This is a genomic window from Paracoccus subflavus, assembly GCF_004310345.1.
Taxonomy (GTDB): domain Bacteria; phylum Pseudomonadota; class Alphaproteobacteria; order Rhodobacterales; family Rhodobacteraceae; genus Paracoccus; species Paracoccus subflavus.
This window is the reverse complement of sequence record NZ_SISK01000005.1, coordinates 1-14652: the sequence shown is the minus strand read 5'-3', so window position 1 is coordinate 14652 and position 14652 is coordinate 1. Positions and strand designations below refer to the sequence as shown.

Genomic DNA, 14652 nt, shown 5'->3' with positions numbered 1-14652 from the left:
TCTTGGACCCATGCGCGCCGATCAGATCCTGCACCCCACGCCGGCCGGTCTTTACTGCCCCCCCGGCGATTTCTACATCGACCCGATCCGCCCGGTGCCCCGCGCGCTGATCACCCACGGCCATGGCGACCATGCCCGGTCCGGGCATGGCGCCGTCATGGCGACGCGCCAGACGCTGGAGATCATGGCGATCCGCTATGGGACCGATTTCGCGGGCCAGACGCAGGCGGCGGACGGCCCCCTCCGCGTGGGCGACACCACCGTCAGCTTTCATCCCGCAGGCCATATCCTGGGATCGGCCCAGATCGCCGTGCAGCCGGACCATGGCCCCCGGATCGTCGTGTCTGGCGATTACTGCCGCCATCCGAACCCGGTCAGCGCGGCCTATGAGCCCGTGGCCTGCGACATCTTCGTGACCGAGGCGACTTTCGGTCTGCCGGTCTTCAAGCACCCCGACCCTGCCGGAGAGATGACGCGGCTGATCGCCAGCATGGCGGAATTTCCCGAACGTCCCCACCTGATCGGCGCCTATGCCCTGGGCAAGGCGCAACGGCTGATCATGCTGGCGCGGCAGGCGGGCATCGACGGGCCGATCGCCATCCACGGCGCGCTGCAACGGCTGTGCGACTATCATGTCGAACAGGGGATCGACCTTGGCCCGCTGGTGCCCGCAACCGCGAAACAGGTCGAGGCGCAACTGGTGATCGCCCCGCCCTCGGCCTTTGCCTCCGCCTGGGTGCAGCGGTTCCGCGATCCGGTGATCGGTTTTGCCTCGGGCTGGATGACGGTGCGGGCACGGGCGCGGCAGCGGGGCGTGGAACTGCCCCTGGTCATCAGCGACCATGTGGACTGGCCGCAGGTCACGCGGACGATCACCGAACTGGCCCCGTCCGAGGTCTGGATCACCCACGGGGCCGAGGACGGGCTGATGCGCTGGTGCGAGCTTGAGGGCATCCCCGCCCGCCCGCTGCGGCTGGTCGGATACGAGGACGAGCCGGAATGAGGGCCTTCTCCACCCTGTTGGAACGCCTGGCCTTCACGCCCGCGCGCAACGCCAAGCTGCGTATCCTGCGGCATTATCTGGAACAGACGCCCGACCCGGATCGCGGTTTTGCCCTGGCCGCGCTGACCGGCGGTCTGAAGCTGCGCACCGTGACGCCGGGCCTGCTGCGCGGTCTGATGGTCGAGCGTGTGGACGAACAGCTTTTTGCGCTGTCCTATGACTTCGTGGGCGATCTGGCCGAAACCATCGCCCTGCTGTGGGACACCGACCGGGACGAGGATGTTCCCCTGCATCAGGCCGTGGCCCTGTTGTCTGACACCGGCAAGGCGGGGCTGCCCACGGCCATCGCCGGAATGCTGGACCGGTTGGGGGCGTCGCAGCGGCTGGCTTTCCTGAAGCTGGCGACCGGCAACATGCGCATCGGCCTGTCGGCCCGCATGGCCCGGATCGCGCTGGCCGAGATGGGCGATCCGGACGTGGCCCAGATCGAGGAAATCTGGCACGGCCTGACGCCGCCCTATCAGCCGCTGTTCGACTGGATCGCGGGCGGGCCGCGTCCCGAACAGGCGGCGAAGGCGCCGTTCCGGCCGGTCATGCTGTCCACGCCCGTCGATCTGGACCAGTTGCAGGCGTTCCGGCCCGAGGACTATGTCGCCGAATGGAAATGGGACGGCATCCGCGTCCAGGCGATCAACGACGGCGGCGTCCGGCGCCTGTATTCCCGGACCGGAGAGGACATCGGCACCAGCTTTCCCGACCTGATCGAGGCGCTGAATTTCGACGGCACCGTGGACGGTGAACTGCTGGTGCGGCGGGGCGATGACGTGGCGGTCTTTGGCGACCTGCAAAAGCGGCTGGGCCGCAAGCAGGTGGGCCGCGGGATGCTGGACAGCCATCCGGCCAGCCTGCGCGTCTATGACCTGATGATCTGGCAGGGCCGCGACCTGCGCGACCTGCCCCTGACCCAACGCCGCGCCGTGCTGGACGGCGCCGATTTCGGCAGCGACCGCATCGACGTCTCGCCCCTGCTGCCCTTTGCCACCTGGGACGATCTGGCCGCCCTGCGCGCCGATCCCCCCGCCGCGGTGATCGAGGGCGTGATGATCAAGCGCCGCGATTCAGTTTACGTCGGCGGCCGACCGCGCGGTCCCTGGTTCAAATGGAAACGCGATCCGCATGTGGTCGATGCCGTGCTGCTGTATGCGCAGCGCGGGCACGGCAAGCGGTCGGGATTCTACAGCGACTTTACCTTCGGCCTGTGGGACGCTGACCAACTGGTGCCCGTGGGAAAGGCCTATTTCGGCTTTACCGACGAGGAATTGCGCGAACTGGACCGGTTCGTCCGCAACAACACCATCGAACGGTTCGGACCCGTCCGGTCGGTGGCGCCGAAACTGGTGCTGGAGGTCGCCTTCGAGGGACTGAACGCATCGGGCCGCCACAAGGCGGGCGTCGCCATGCGTTTTCCCCGCATCAGCCGCATCCGCTGGGACAAGCCGGTGGCCGAGGCCGATCACCTCTCCACGCTCAAGGCGATGATCGCGTGACCCTGCCGCCCCAATTCCAGGACTGGTTCGCCCGGCAAGGCTGGCAGCCTCATCCCCATCAGTTGGACCTGCTGGAGGCCCAGGGTGATACCCTGCTGATCGCGCCCACCGGCGGCGGCAAGACGCTGGCCGGGTTCCTGCCCTCGCTGGTGGCGCTGCGCGACGGGCATGATGGGCTGCACACGCTCTATGTCTCGCCGCTCAAGGCGCTGACGGCGGACATCGCGCGCAACCTGGCGCGTCCGGTGGCCGAACTGACCCTGCCTATCCGGGTCGAGGATCGGACCGGCGACACGCGATCCTCGCAGCGCGCGCGGCAAAGGGTCGATCCGCCGCAGATCCTGCTGACGACGCCGGAATCGCTGGCCCTGATGCTGTCCTATGAACAGGCGCCGCAGATCTTCGGCAGCCTGAAACGAGTGGTGCTGGACGAACTGCACGCGCTTGCGGAAAACAAGCGCGGCGATCAGTTGATGCTGTGCCTGGCCCGCCTGCGCACACTGGCCCCCGGCGTGGCGGCCACCGGCCTGTCGGCCACGGTCGAGGACCCGGACGCCTTGGCCCGGTTCATGGGCGGGGCGGCGATCATCCAGGCCGATCCCGGCCCCGATCCGGATATCGCCATGCTGGCCACCGCCCGTCCCGCGCCCTGGGCCGGCGGCGGTGGCCATTACGCCATCCCCGAGGTCCTGGACCAGATCCGGCAGGCCCGCACCACCATCATCTTCATCAATACCCGCGCCCAGGCAGAGCTGTTCTTTCAGGCGCTGTGGGCCGCCAACGACGACAACCTGCCCATCGGCCTGCACCACGGCAGCCTGGCGCGCGACGCCCGCCAGCGGGTCGAGGCCGCGATGGCGGCGGGCGAGTTGCGCGCCGTGGTGGCCACCGGCAGCCTGGATCTGGGCATCGACTGGGGCGCGGTCGATCTGGTGATCCAGGTCGGCGCGCCCAAGAACGTCAAGCGGCTGGTCCAGCGGATCGGACGGGCCAACCACCGCTACAACGCCCCCTCGCGCGCCCGGATCGTGCCTGCCAACCGCTTCGAGGTGATCGAATGCGTGGCGGCGCTCGAGGCCGTGCGCGAACGCGACCTTGACGGCGACCCGCGCGGCCCTGGCCCGCTGGATGTCTTGTGCCAGCACATCCTGCTGACCGCCTGCGCCGGTCCCTTCGATGCCGATGCCCTGTTTTCCGAGGTGCGCACGGCCGGACCCTATCGCGGCCTCACCCGCGCGCAGTTCGACGACTGCCTCGATTTCGTGGCGACCGGCGGATATGCGCTGCGTGCCTATGACCGCTGGCAGCGGCTGATGGAACGCGACGGGTTGTGGCGGCTGCGCGACCCCCGCGCGGCGCGCAACCTGCGCATGAATGTGGGCACCATCGTCGAGGCCGAGATGCTGAAGGTCCGCTTTCGCGGTCGCGGCGGCAACCTGCTGGGCGAGGTCGAGGAAAGTTTTGCCGCGACCCTTGTGCCGGGCGATACCTTTCTGATCGGCGGGCAGACGGTGCGCTATGAGGGGTTGCGCGAACTGACCGTCGAAGTGACCAGGCAGCCCACGAAACAACCGCGGATCGCCGTCTATTCCGGGCTGAAGCTGGCGACATCCACCCAGTTGTCGCACCGGGTGCAGGCCCTGATCGGCGATCGCTCGCGCCACGGCGCCTTGCCTCCGGACACCGCCGACTGGCTGGCCCTTCAGGCCCGCATCAGCGCCCTGCCGCGGCCAGGCGTGCTGCTGAGCGAAAGCTTTCCCCATCGCGGCCAGTGGCATTTCGCGTTGTATGGCTTTGCCGGGCGCAACGCCTTGCAGACGCTGGGCCTGCTGATGACCAACACCATGGAGAACGCCGGCCTTGGACCGCTGGGATTCCTGGCGACCGACTATGCCTTGTGGATCTGGTCGCTGGACCCCGTCACCGATCCCGAGCCGCTGCTGGACCGCGACGGACTGCGCGCAGGGCTTGGCGACTGGCTGGCAGGGAACACGGTCATGAAGCGGACCTTCCGCAATGTCGCCATCATTGCCGGGCTGATCCAGCGCAACATGCCGGGGGGCCGCAAGTCCGGCAAGCAGGCGACCTTTTCCTCGGACATCCTTTACGATACCTTGCGCCGCTATGACCCCGATCACCTGCTGCTGCGGATCACCGCGGACGAGGCGCGACGGGGTCTTGTCGATTTCGGCCGGATCGAGGACATGCTGGACCATTCCCCCCATCACGACCACCGGATGCTGGACCGCGTGACGCCGCTGGCCGCGCCCCTGCTGCTGGAATTCGGCCGGGTGCCCATCGCGGGCCAGGGCCGCGAACGCCTGGCCGAGGCCGAAGCGGCTGCCCTGATGGCCGAGGCCGGTCTGACGTGAGCCACGCCTTCGATTTTGCAGGCCACCGGGTCGAGGCCCGGCCCTCGGGCGCGCTGTTCTGGCCGGACCGTCGCTGGCTGATCGTGGCCGACCTGCATCTGGGCAAATCCGAGCGGATGGCCCGGCGGGGCGGATCGTTGTTGCCGCCCTACGAGGTGCTGGCCACCCTGGACCGGCTGGACGCCGAGATCGCGGCCACCGATCCCGCCGCCGTGGTCAGCCTGGGCGACGGGTTCGACGACGACGCGGCGGTGCGGGCCCTGCCCGACATGCTGTGCGACCGGCTGCGCGGCATGGCCTGGGGGCGGCGCTGGATTTGGGTTAGCGGAAACCATGACCCTTCGCCCGTTTGTCCGCGCCTGCCGGGTGAAACGGTGGCGGAACTGGCGGGCGACGGCCTTGTGCTGCGCCATCAGGTGGGCGCAGGGCCGGACGTGTCGGGGCATTTCCATCCCTGCCTGCGGCTTGCGGGCGACCGGCGGCGCTGCTTTCTGGCGGGACGCGATCACCTGATTCTGCCGGCCTTTGGCGCCTATACGGGCGGGCTGCCCATCGATGCGCCGGCTCTGGCGGCCCTGGTGCCGCATGGTCTGGCCATTGCCTGCGGCGCCCGCGCCCTGCCGGTGCCGGTCGGCACGGCGCTGCGCCCCGGCCGATCCCGCCGTGCCTGACGCCGATCCGGGACTTGTCAGAAGCTGAAGTTGACGCCCAGCTTCAGGTGATGGTGCGAGGGGGTGGCCCGGGTCAGGACGCTGGCCGCGGCATCGCCAAAGGTCACCTCGGTTTCGCCCAAGCTGCGATACTGCCATTCGGCAAAGACCGACAGGCGGTCGCGCATCCGGCGCTCGACACCCAGACCCAACGAATAGCCAGTCGCGTCATAGTTCACGGTCTCGGACCCATCGTCGCTGGTCAGGGCGTAATCCAGATCGCCCTGAACGGCGCCTGCGCTTCCGTAAACCAGCATCTGCCGAGTGGCGGCATATCCCGCCTTGAGTTGCAGCCCGACCAGATGATTCACGCCCGATTCCACGACAATGGCCCCGGTCGGGGAAACGCTGTCGCGGGCATCGATGCTGCCGCCCTCGAACCACAGTTCGGGACCAAAGATCCAGCGGCCCCCCTGCCAGCGATAGCCCGCATGCAGGCCCGCCGTCAAACCATCGACATCGGCCTGCGCCAGATTGCTGTCGCGGCCGATCTGGATATCGCCCACATAGCGATCAAAGCCCACGGCATCCTGTCCGCCCAAACCATAGCCCAGCGATCCGCCGACATAGCCCCCAGCCCAGTCAGCGGCCTGCGCCGCCTGGGACGGCAACGGTCGGGCGGGTTCGATCGCAACCACAAGGCCGCCAGCATGGGCACCGGCGGCAAGGGTCATGCCCAGCGCGCAGGCGGCAAGAAACGATGCGTGGCGCATCCCGAGATCCCTTGTGCAGAAGGTCGTCCAAGCCAGAGTTCCATCCTGCGATAAGCACAACCCTGGGGACTGGCAATCACCCTTTATTGCATCCTGTTGCACAATGTGCCGATAGGCCCGCAAATGCGGCAGATGCGCCACATTGCGGCTCAGATATCAAGGTTTTCCACGCTCAAGGCGTTTTGCTGGATGAATTCGCGGCGGGGTTCCACCACATCGCCCATCAGCTTGGTGAACAGATCCTCGGCCTCGGCCACATCTTCGATGCGGACCTGCAACAGGGTGCGGGCGGCCGGGTCTAGGGTGGTTTCCCACAATTGTTCGGGGTTCATTTCGCCCAGACCCTTGTAGCGTTGCAGGGACAGACCCTTTTCTCCTTCCAGAAAGATCGCCTGCAGCAGGCCCAGCGGACCGAAGATCGGCTGGTCGCGGTCCTTGCGCACCAGCCGGGCGGGCCGGGCATAGACATCCTGCAAGGCGCTGGTCATTTCGCCCAGGCGGCGGCTTTCGGCGCTGCGCAGCATCTGGCCGTCCAGGGTCCGGTTTTCCTCGACCCCGCGCAGGGTGCGGGACAGACGGATGCCCGCGTCCTGGGTGGGGCGGCCTGTCCAGCCGCGTTCGTATTCCGCGGCGATCATGTCCAGCCGGCCGGCAATCGCATCGGCCACGTCCTGTGCATCCTGATCGATCCGCCCCGGCTTCAGGGCGCCTGCAATGGCGGCCTGTTCGGTCACATGGGGCGGATAATGGGTGGGATAGGCACGCAGGATGCGCCGAACCGCCCGCGCCTCGTCCACCACGCGGGCCAGGTCGGCGCCGACGATCTCCTCGCCCGACCCCAGCCTCAGTGCCGCCCCTTCGATCCCCTGCTGGATCAGGTAATCCTCCAGCGCGGCCTCGTCCTTGAGATAGACCTCGGACCGCCCGCGCGACACTTTGTACAGCGGCGGCTGGGCGATATACAGATGTCCCGCCTCGATCAGGTCGGGCATCTGCCGGAAGAAGAACGTCAGCAGCAGGGTACGGATATGCGCGCCGTCCACGTCGGCATCGGTCATGATGACGATCTTGTGGTAGCGCAGCTTGTTCAGGTTGAATTCGTCCCGCCCGATGCCTGTGCCAAGCGCAGTGATCATCGTGCCGATCATCTCGGACGACAGCATCCGGTCGAATCGCGCCCGTTCCACATTCAGGATCTTGCCCCGCAGCGGCAGAACCGCCTGATTCTGGCGCGACCGGCCCTGCTTGGCCGATCCGCCTGCCGAATCGCCCTCGACGATGAACAGTTCGGACAGGGCGGGGTCTTTCTCCTGGCAATCGGCCAGCTTTCCGGGCAACGAGGCCACGTCCATCGCCGTCTTGCGACGGGTCAGTTCGCGGGCCTTGCGCGCGGCCTCGCGGGCAAGCGCCGCCTCGATGATCTTGCCGACGATGGCCCTGGCCTCGGTCGGATTTTCCTCGAACCATTCGGCCAGCTTTTCGCCGACCAGGTTTTCCACTGCCGGGCGGACCTCCGACGACACCAGCTTGTCCTTGGTCTGGCTGGAGAATTTCGGGTCGGGCACCTTGACCGACAGCACGCAGGTCAGCCCCTCGCGCGCGTCGTCGCCGGTGAAATCGATCTTTTCCTTTTTGGCGATGCCGCTGTCCTGGGCATACTTGCCGATCACGCGGGTCAGCGCCCCGCGAAAGCCCGCCAGATGGGTGCCGCCGTCGCGCTGCGGGATGTTGTTGGTGAACGGCAGCACCGTTTCGTGATAGCTGTCGTTCCACCACATCGCGACCTCGACCCCGATGCCGTTCCGTTCGCCGGTCATGAAGATCGGCTCGGACATCACGGCGGCCTTGGACCGGTCGAGGTATTTCACGAATTCCCGCACCCCGCCTTCGTAGAACAGTTCGGTCCGCTGCACCTCGGCGTGACGTTCATCCTCAAGGATGATGCGCACGCCGCTGTTCAGAAAGGCCAGTTCGCGCAGCCTGTTTTCCAGCGTCTTGAAGACATAATCCAGGTTGCTGAACGTGCCGTCCGGGTGGTTGGACTTGGCGGATGCCAAGAACCGCACCTCGGTTCCCTTTTCGCCGGGTTCCGCATCGCCCACGACGCGCAGGTGTTCCACGGTGTCGCCATGTTCGAACCGGGCATAGTGTTCCTTGCCGCCGCGCCAGACACGCAGTTCCAGCCAGTCCGACAGGGCGTTGACGACCGACACGCCGACCCCGTGCAGCCCGCCCGACACCTTGTAGCTGTTCTGGTCGAATTTCCCGCCCGCGTGCAACTGGGTCATGATGACCTCGGCCGCCGATACACCTTCGCCCGCATGGATGTCGGTGGGGATGCCGCGCCCGTTGTCGCGGACCGACACGCTGCTGTCGGCGTGGATCTTGACCTTCACATAATCGGCATGTCCGCCCAGGGCCTCGTCGATGCCATTGTCCACGACCTCATAGACCATGTGATGCAGGCCGGACCCGTCGTCGGTATCGCCGATATACATGCCGGGCCGCTTGCGCACGGCCTCCAGCCCCTTGAGAACCTTGATGGAATCGGCGCCGTATTCGGCGGTCTGCGGGGCTGCGTCGTTCATGGGTGATGCTGTCCTGTTCCTGTAGCCCCGATATAAGCATTCTGACCGGCAAAGTCACGGGAAAGACGAGGTTTTTCTGCTTTCCTGACGGGATTCAGGCGACCGTTTCGGCAGCCTGCGACAACCCTTCGATCCGGGTCACGGACAGGCGGCGCGCGCGGGGTCCGAAGGCCGCGAAAAGTTCCGGTCCGGTGCCGGTCAACAGGCTTTGCGCGGGCAGGGCGGCGACCGCGTCGTAAAGCGCGGCGCGGCGATCGGCGTCCAGATGGGCCGCGACCTCGTCCAGCAGCAGAACGACCGGCTGGTCCGACAGGGCACGGGCATTGGCCAGGATCAGCGACAGCAACAGCGCCTTTTGCTCTCCGGTGGATGACAGCGCGGCGGGCATGTCCTGCGGTCCCCAATGGGCGCCCAGGTCGGCGCGGTGCGGGCCGGCCAGCGTGCGGCCGGCAGCAAGGTCCCGCGACCGCATCCCGCAAAGGCGGGAAGCGATGCTGTCCGGGTCCGGGTCGTCGGCATGACCCTCGCCGGGCAGCAGGGTCAGCGTGGCTGCGGGAAAATCGCCGCCGTCCTGCGCGGCCATGATGGCCGTCAGCGCCGCCTGCCGGTTGCGGGTCAGCGCGGCACCCGCCCTGCCCATCTGCGATTCCAGGGCGCGGTACCAGCCGGGATCGCCGATCCCGTCGCGCAGCAGGCGGTTTCGTTCCCGCATTGCCTTGTCATAGGTCAGCGCCAGATCCGCATGGTCGGGAAACAGCGACAGAGTCACCCGGTCCAGAAACCGCCGCCGTGCCTCGGGCGGGTCGGACCACAGCCGGTCCATGGCGGGCACCAACCACAGAATGCGCAACAGGCGTCCCAGTGCGGTCTGCGCCACCGGCTTGTCGTCGATCAGGACGGCGCGCGGCTGGCCGGGCAAGGCGGCGGTATCCACCGCATGATCGCCAAGCGTGGCACGGATGCGCCAGCCCGCGTCCATTCCCTGCCGCGCCTGGTCCGGCGCCGGTGCCGCCCGCAGGCCCCGGCCTGGCGCCAGCATCGACACGGCCTCCAGAATGTTGGTCTTGCCCGATCCGTTCGGACCGAAGATCGCCACGGGCCGCCGGTCTAGGTCCAGATCCAGCCGTGACCAGGACCGGAACTGCGCCAGCGAAAGGTGGCCTAGGATCACACGCGCATCGGCATGACGACATAGACCGCGCTTTGATCCCCGCCCTCGCGGATCAGCGCGGCATCGCCCGAGCCGTTGAACAGGAACACGGCATTGTCGCGATCCACCTGGGATGCGATTTCCTGCAGGTACTTGGCATTGAAGCCGATCTCCAGCGGATCGTCGGCATAGGCCACGATCAGCTCCTCCTCGGCGGCGCCCGCGTCGGGGGCATTGACCGACAGGATCAGCCGGTCCTGATCCAGCGCCAGCTTGACCGCGCGCGAACGTTCGCTGCTGACGGTGGCCACGCGGTCCACCGCGCGCGCGAAATCGGCGGCGTCCACCTCCAGCTTGCGGGCATTGTTCAGGGGGATGACGCGGGAATAATCGGGGAACGTCCCGTCGATCACCTTGGATGTCAGGGTCAGCGTGGGGGTGGCGAAACGGACCTTGGTTTCGCTGACGGACACGGAAATCTCGGCCGTGTCGTCGTCCAGCAGCTTGCGCAGTTCGGCCACCGTCTTGCGCGGCACGATCACGCCCGGCATGTCGTCGGCGCCCACCGGCAGGGGGGCGTCGATGCGCGCCAGCCGGTGCCCGTCGGTCGCCACGCAGCGCAGGACCGGCGCCCCGTCGGCCTGGGCCACATGCATATAGACGCCGTTCAGGTAATACCGGGTTTCCTCTGTGGAAATTGCGAATTTGGCCTTGTCGAACAGACGGCGCAGGACATCGGCACGGGCCTTGAAGCGGGTGCCGTATTCGCTGGACGCCATGATGGGGAAATCCTCGCGCGGCAGCGTGGCCAGGCTGAAGGACGACCGCCCGGCCTGCACCGACAGCCGCCCCGAGGCATCGTCCGAACTGATCTGAACCAGGGCGCCGTCGGGCAGCTTTCTGGCGATCTCGTTCAGCATCACGGCGCTGACGGTGGTGGCGCCGGGCCGTTCGACCTGGGCCGCGGCCTGGTCCACCACCTCGGTATCAAGGTCGGTCGCGCGAAAGCTGACGCCTTCGGGGGTCGCCTCGATCAGGACATTGGCCAGGATCGGAATGGTATTGCGACGCTCCACCACCGACTGGGCCTGCGACACGGCCTTGACCAGAACGGCGCGCTCGATCGAGAATTTCATCGCTTTTCCCTGTGCCTGCGGCCTTTCCGGCCCGTAAACGGACCTGATTTGTAGCGGGCTGCGGGGGCAGTCACAAGGGTTTCGTTCACGCCTCCAGAAGGCGTTTCAGCATGGCCACATCCTCGGCGATGGCCTTGTCCTCGGACAGCAGTTCCTCGATCTTGCGGATGCCGTGCATGATGGTGGTATGGTCGCGCCCGCCGAAGCGGCGGCCGATTTCCGGCAGGCTGCGGCTGGTCAGTTGTTTCGACAGATACATGGCGATCTGGCGCGGCCGGGCGATGTTGCGGGCGCGTTTCGGACCCACCATGTCGGCCAGGCGGATGTTGTAATGCTCGGCCACCTTGCGCTGGATGTCGTCGATGGAAATCTTGCGGTCGTTGGTGCGCAGGATGTCGGCCAGGCATTCCTGGGCAACCTCCAGCGTGATCTCGCGGCGCAGCAGGCTGGCATGGGCGAACAGGCGTTGCAGCGCGCCTTCCAGCACGCGGACGTTGGTGGTGATGCGGTGGGCCAGGAATTCCAGAACGCCTGTGCCGATCTGGAGGTCGGGCTGCTGGGCGCGGAACCCTTCGGTCTTGGATTGCAAGATGCCAAGACGCAGCTCGTAGGTGGTCGGGTGCAGGTCCACGATCAACCCGCAGGACAGGCGCGACTTGATGCGTTCCTCAAGGCCCTTGATCTCGGCAGGGGCGCGGTCGGCGGAAATCACGATCTGCTTGCCCTGATCGACCAAGGCATTGAAGGTGTGGAAGAATTCCTCTTGCGTGCTGTCCTTGCCGGCGATGAACTGCACGTCATCGACCATCAGCATGTTCACGTTGCGGAACATGCCCTTGAAATCCATGATCGTGCTTTCGCGCAGCGCCTGCACGAATCGGTACATGAACTGCTCGGCCGACAGATACAGAACCTGCGCCGCAGGGTGACGCATCTGATAGTCATGGGCGATGGCATGCATCAGATGCGTCTTGCCCAGACCCACGCCGCCATACAGAAACAGCGGATTGAAACCCACCGGGCCGCCCTCGGCCACGCGGCGGGCGGCGGCATGGGCCAGTTCGTTGGGCTTGCCCACCACGAAATTGCCGAATGTATAGCGCGGGTCCAGCGGCGCCCCCAGGTCGGCGCGCAGCGCGCGCGTCGTGGCGGGTGCTGCGGCCGAGGCGACCGGGCGGACCGAGGCGGCGGAACCCGATGCGGCGGACCGGGCGCGGCCCGGCGCGGCCTGCGGCACCACGTCGAAACGCAGCCGCTCGACCGGCTGGCCAGGGCGGCTCAGCACCCCGATGATGTCCTTGGCGAAATGGCGGTTCACCCAGTCCGAGATGAAGCGCGTCGGGCTGACGAAATGGGCGATCCCGGATTCGAGTCCGGTCAGGCGCAGGGGTTTGATCCAATGATTGAAATTGTTCGGCCCGACGCTGGTCTCCAGCGTCGCGCAGGCTTCACCCCACAGGTCATCCATCGTTTTGTGCCCTATCTTTCCTGTCCCCAGCCTTCGCCGGTCGTCCGGCGAAACAGGATTCAGCGGCGCGCATCGGACGGGCTGGAACAACGGAAACAAAAGCCCCTGCGGCCCGGAACGGGACACATGACGGGGCAATAACCCGACATTCCATCCTTGGACACAAGCCTTCATGCAGCCGGTGGCAGCCGTCCGCAGAAGACCCGAAGCCAGCAGGGCGCCTGTAAGCCCCGTGGCCCGACCCGTCATGGCGGAATGATCCGCAGCCGACCGGCCAGTCCCCAACACAGCGACGTGAATCGCCCTGTCAGGTTATCCGTGCCGCCACGAGGCCCGCAACCGAACTATGCGCTTGACAGCCTTGGCACGAAACCGAATCTGCGAGAGCCTTGACTCAAAAGGAAAGAATCCTGAAGGCGTTGTAATCATGGCATTTTTGCCACATTGCACGGATATTGCGCGGTCGCGGAAATGAAAGATCGGGCACCGGGGATGTCCCGTGCCCGATCTGTTTTCCGGCCCGCAAGACCGTGATTTCCTGTGAATCCGACCCCTTGGGGAAACGGTTTCAGGACGCGGGCAGCGCCTTCACACGGGCTGCCAGGCGCGAGATCTTCCGCGATGCGGTGTTCTTGTGGACAACGCCCTTGGTCACGCCGCGCATCAGTTCGGGCTGGGCTGCCTGCAGGGCGGCCTTGGCGGCCTCGGCATTGCCCGAAGCAATCGCTTCCTCGACCTTGCGGATAAAGGTGCGGATGCGTGAACGGCGGGCCTTGTTCACGTCGGTGCGGCGCTCGATCTGGCGGGCGCGCTTCTTGGACTGGGGCGTATTGGCCATGGGTTCTGGTCCTCTTGGTCTTTCAGCGTTTCGGTTGCGCAAAAGACCCAAAGAACCGCTTCGCTGGAAGCAGCCATGATTCTTGCCTAAGCGGGCCCACGCGCATGTAAGCCCGGCCCTATAAGGCAGGCGGCCCGGAAAGAAAAGCAAAAATCAGCGGTCGCGGAACTGCGGCTCGCGCTTTTCCAGAAAGGCGGCCATGCCTTCCTTCTGGTCCTCGGTGGCGAACAGCGCGTGAAAGCTGCGGCGTTCGAACAGGAGGCCTTCGGCCAGGGTGGTTTCGAAGGCGCGGTTGACGGCTTCCTTGGCGGCCTTGATGGAAACCTGCGACTTTTCGGCGATCTTGCGGGCCGCGGCCATCGCCTCGGGGATCAGCTTGGCGGCGGGGACGACACGGCTGACAAGGCCCGAACGCTCGGCCTCGGCGGCATCCATGAAGCGGCCGGTCAGGTGCATGTCCATGGCCTTGGACTTGCCCACGAAGCGCGTCAGGCGCTGGGTGCCGCCGATTCCCGCGATGATCCCGAGGTTGATTTCCGGCTGGCCGAACTTGGCGGTGTCGGCGGCGATGATGAAATCGCAGATCATTGCCAGTTCGCACCCTCCGCCCAGGGCATAGCCGCTGACGGCGGCGATGATGGGCTTGCGGATGCGCGTAAAGGCATCGACATGGGCGCCGAACAGATCCTCGTCATAGGCATCGACAAAGGTCTTGGTGGACATTTCCTTGATGTCGGCACCGGCGGCAAAGGCCTTTTCGCCCCCGGTCAGCACGATGCAGCGGATCTTGTCGTTGCGATCGGCGTCGGCCAGGGCTTGACCCAGTTCGCCGATCAGCGCGGCGTTCAGCGCGTTCAGCGCGTCTGGGCGGTTCAGCCGGATCAAGGCGACGCTGTCCTCGATTTCGACGATGATGGTTTCATAGGCCATGGGCTGCGTCCCCGTTGCAAAAGGCGTTTCGCCGGACCCTATCAAAAATGCGATCCGAAAGCCAACCGGCCTAGTGTCTGGACCCATAAACGGGATTCCCCGCTGGGCCGAAGTGTGATTCCCTGCGGTTTGAAGCAGGAGGACGGACATGGCTTCGGAGTTCTGGTTAAGCGACGCGCAGTTTGAACGGCTTCGGC

The 14652-nt window shown here is 66.3% G+C and carries 11 protein-coding genes; 4 read left to right on the top strand and 7 right to left on the bottom strand.

Annotation, left to right across the window (positions count from 1 at the left end; genetic code table 11):
- Nucleotides 1-10: 10 nt before the first annotated feature.
- Genes EYE42_RS08035 through pdeM form a run of 4 tightly spaced genes read left to right on the top strand, consistent with a single transcriptional unit; the run spans nt 11 to nt 5593 of the window.
- On the top strand, nt 11-1003 hold the full coding sequence (locus tag EYE42_RS08035; protein WP_130990806.1) for a ligase-associated DNA damage response exonuclease: 993 nt from the start codon (nt 11-13) through the stop codon (nt 1001-1003).
- Nucleotides 1000-2550: a cisplatin damage response ATP-dependent DNA ligase gene (locus EYE42_RS08030; RefSeq protein ID WP_130990805.1), complete on the top strand. Its 1551-nt coding sequence runs from the start codon at nt 1000-1002 to the stop codon at nt 2548-2550. Before EYE42_RS08035 ends, EYE42_RS08030 begins: the two co-directional genes overlap by 4 nt.
- On the top strand, nt 2547-4922 hold the full coding sequence (locus EYE42_RS08025; RefSeq protein ID WP_130990804.1) for a ligase-associated DNA damage response DEXH box helicase: 2376 nt from the start codon (nt 2547-2549) through the stop codon (nt 4920-4922). Before EYE42_RS08030 ends, EYE42_RS08025 begins: the two co-directional genes overlap by 4 nt.
- Complete coding sequence (gene pdeM, locus EYE42_RS08020; RefSeq protein ID WP_130990803.1) at nt 4919-5593, top strand: ligase-associated DNA damage response endonuclease PdeM; 675 nt, start codon at nt 4919-4921, stop codon at nt 5591-5593. The genes EYE42_RS08025 and pdeM overlap by 4 nt, the downstream gene beginning before the upstream one ends.
- Nucleotides 5594-5610: 17 nt before the next feature.
- On the opposite strand, the gene EYE42_RS08015 is transcribed toward pdeM, so the two are convergent.
- From EYE42_RS08015 to EYE42_RS07985, 7 genes are all read right to left on the bottom strand, one after another.
- Nucleotides 5611-6345: an outer membrane protein gene (locus EYE42_RS08015; protein WP_130990802.1), complete on the bottom strand. Its 735-nt coding sequence runs from the start codon at nt 6343-6345 to the stop codon at nt 5611-5613.
- A 149-nt stretch (nt 6346-6494) separates the two neighbouring features.
- Nucleotides 6495-8933: a DNA topoisomerase (ATP-hydrolyzing) subunit B gene (gyrB, locus tag EYE42_RS08010; RefSeq protein ID WP_130990801.1), complete on the bottom strand. Its 2439-nt coding sequence runs from the start codon at nt 8931-8933 to the stop codon at nt 6495-6497.
- Nucleotides 8934-9027: 94 nt separating this feature from the next.
- Nucleotides 9028-10104, bottom strand: coding sequence for a DNA replication/repair protein RecF (recF, locus tag EYE42_RS08005; protein WP_130990800.1), 1077 nt, complete (start codon nt 10102-10104; stop codon nt 9028-9030).
- Nucleotides 10101-11219, bottom strand: a complete 1119-nt coding sequence (gene dnaN / locus EYE42_RS08000) for a DNA polymerase III subunit beta (protein ID WP_130990799.1) — start codon at nt 11217-11219, stop codon at nt 10101-10103. Before dnaN ends, recF begins: the two co-directional genes overlap by 4 nt.
- Nucleotides 11220-11304: 85 nt before the next feature.
- Nucleotides 11305-12687 (bottom strand): chromosomal replication initiator protein DnaA, encoded by a 1383-nt coding sequence (gene dnaA, locus EYE42_RS07995; RefSeq protein WP_130990798.1) that lies wholly within the window; start codon nt 12685-12687, stop codon nt 11305-11307.
- 568 nt (nt 12688-13255) lie between these two features.
- Nucleotides 13256-13525: a 30S ribosomal protein S20 gene (gene rpsT, locus EYE42_RS07990; RefSeq protein ID WP_130990797.1), complete on the bottom strand. Its 270-nt coding sequence runs from the start codon at nt 13523-13525 to the stop codon at nt 13256-13258.
- Between the two features lie 153 nt (nt 13526-13678).
- Nucleotides 13679-14455 carry an enoyl-CoA hydratase gene (locus EYE42_RS07985; protein ID WP_130990796.1) on the bottom strand — a complete coding sequence of 259 codons (777 nt, stop codon included), beginning with the start codon at nt 14453-14455 and terminating at the stop codon, nt 13679-13681.
- Nucleotides 14456-14652 lie beyond the last annotated feature (197 nt).

Bases quoted from the DNA above. Each gene is read 5' to 3' on its own strand.
- dnaN (WP_130990799.1), bottom strand. From the start codon at position 11,219: ATGAAATTCTCGATCGAGCGCGCCGTTCTGGTCAAGGCCGTGTCGCAG.
- EYE42_RS08030 (WP_130990805.1), top strand. From the start codon at position 1,000: ATGAGGGCCTTCTCCACCCTGTTGGAACGCCTGGCCTTCACGCCCGCG.
- gyrB (WP_130990801.1), bottom strand. From the start codon at position 8,933: ATGAACGACGCAGCCCCGCAGACCGCCGAATACGGCGCCGATTCCATC.
- dnaA (WP_130990798.1), bottom strand. From the start codon at position 12,687: ATGGATGACCTGTGGGGTGAAGCCTGCGCGACGCTGGAGACCAGCGTC.
- EYE42_RS08035 (WP_130990806.1), top strand. From the start codon at position 11: ATGCGCGCCGATCAGATCCTGCACCCCACGCCGGCCGGTCTTTACTGC.
- EYE42_RS08015 (WP_130990802.1), bottom strand. From the start codon at position 6,345: ATGCGCCACGCATCGTTTCTTGCCGCCTGCGCGCTGGGCATGACCCTT.
- rpsT (WP_130990797.1), bottom strand. From the start codon at position 13,525: ATGGCCAATACGCCCCAGTCCAAGAAGCGCGCCCGCCAGATCGAGCGC.
- EYE42_RS07985 (WP_130990796.1), bottom strand. From the start codon at position 14,455: ATGGCCTATGAAACCATCATCGTCGAAATCGAGGACAGCGTCGCCTTG.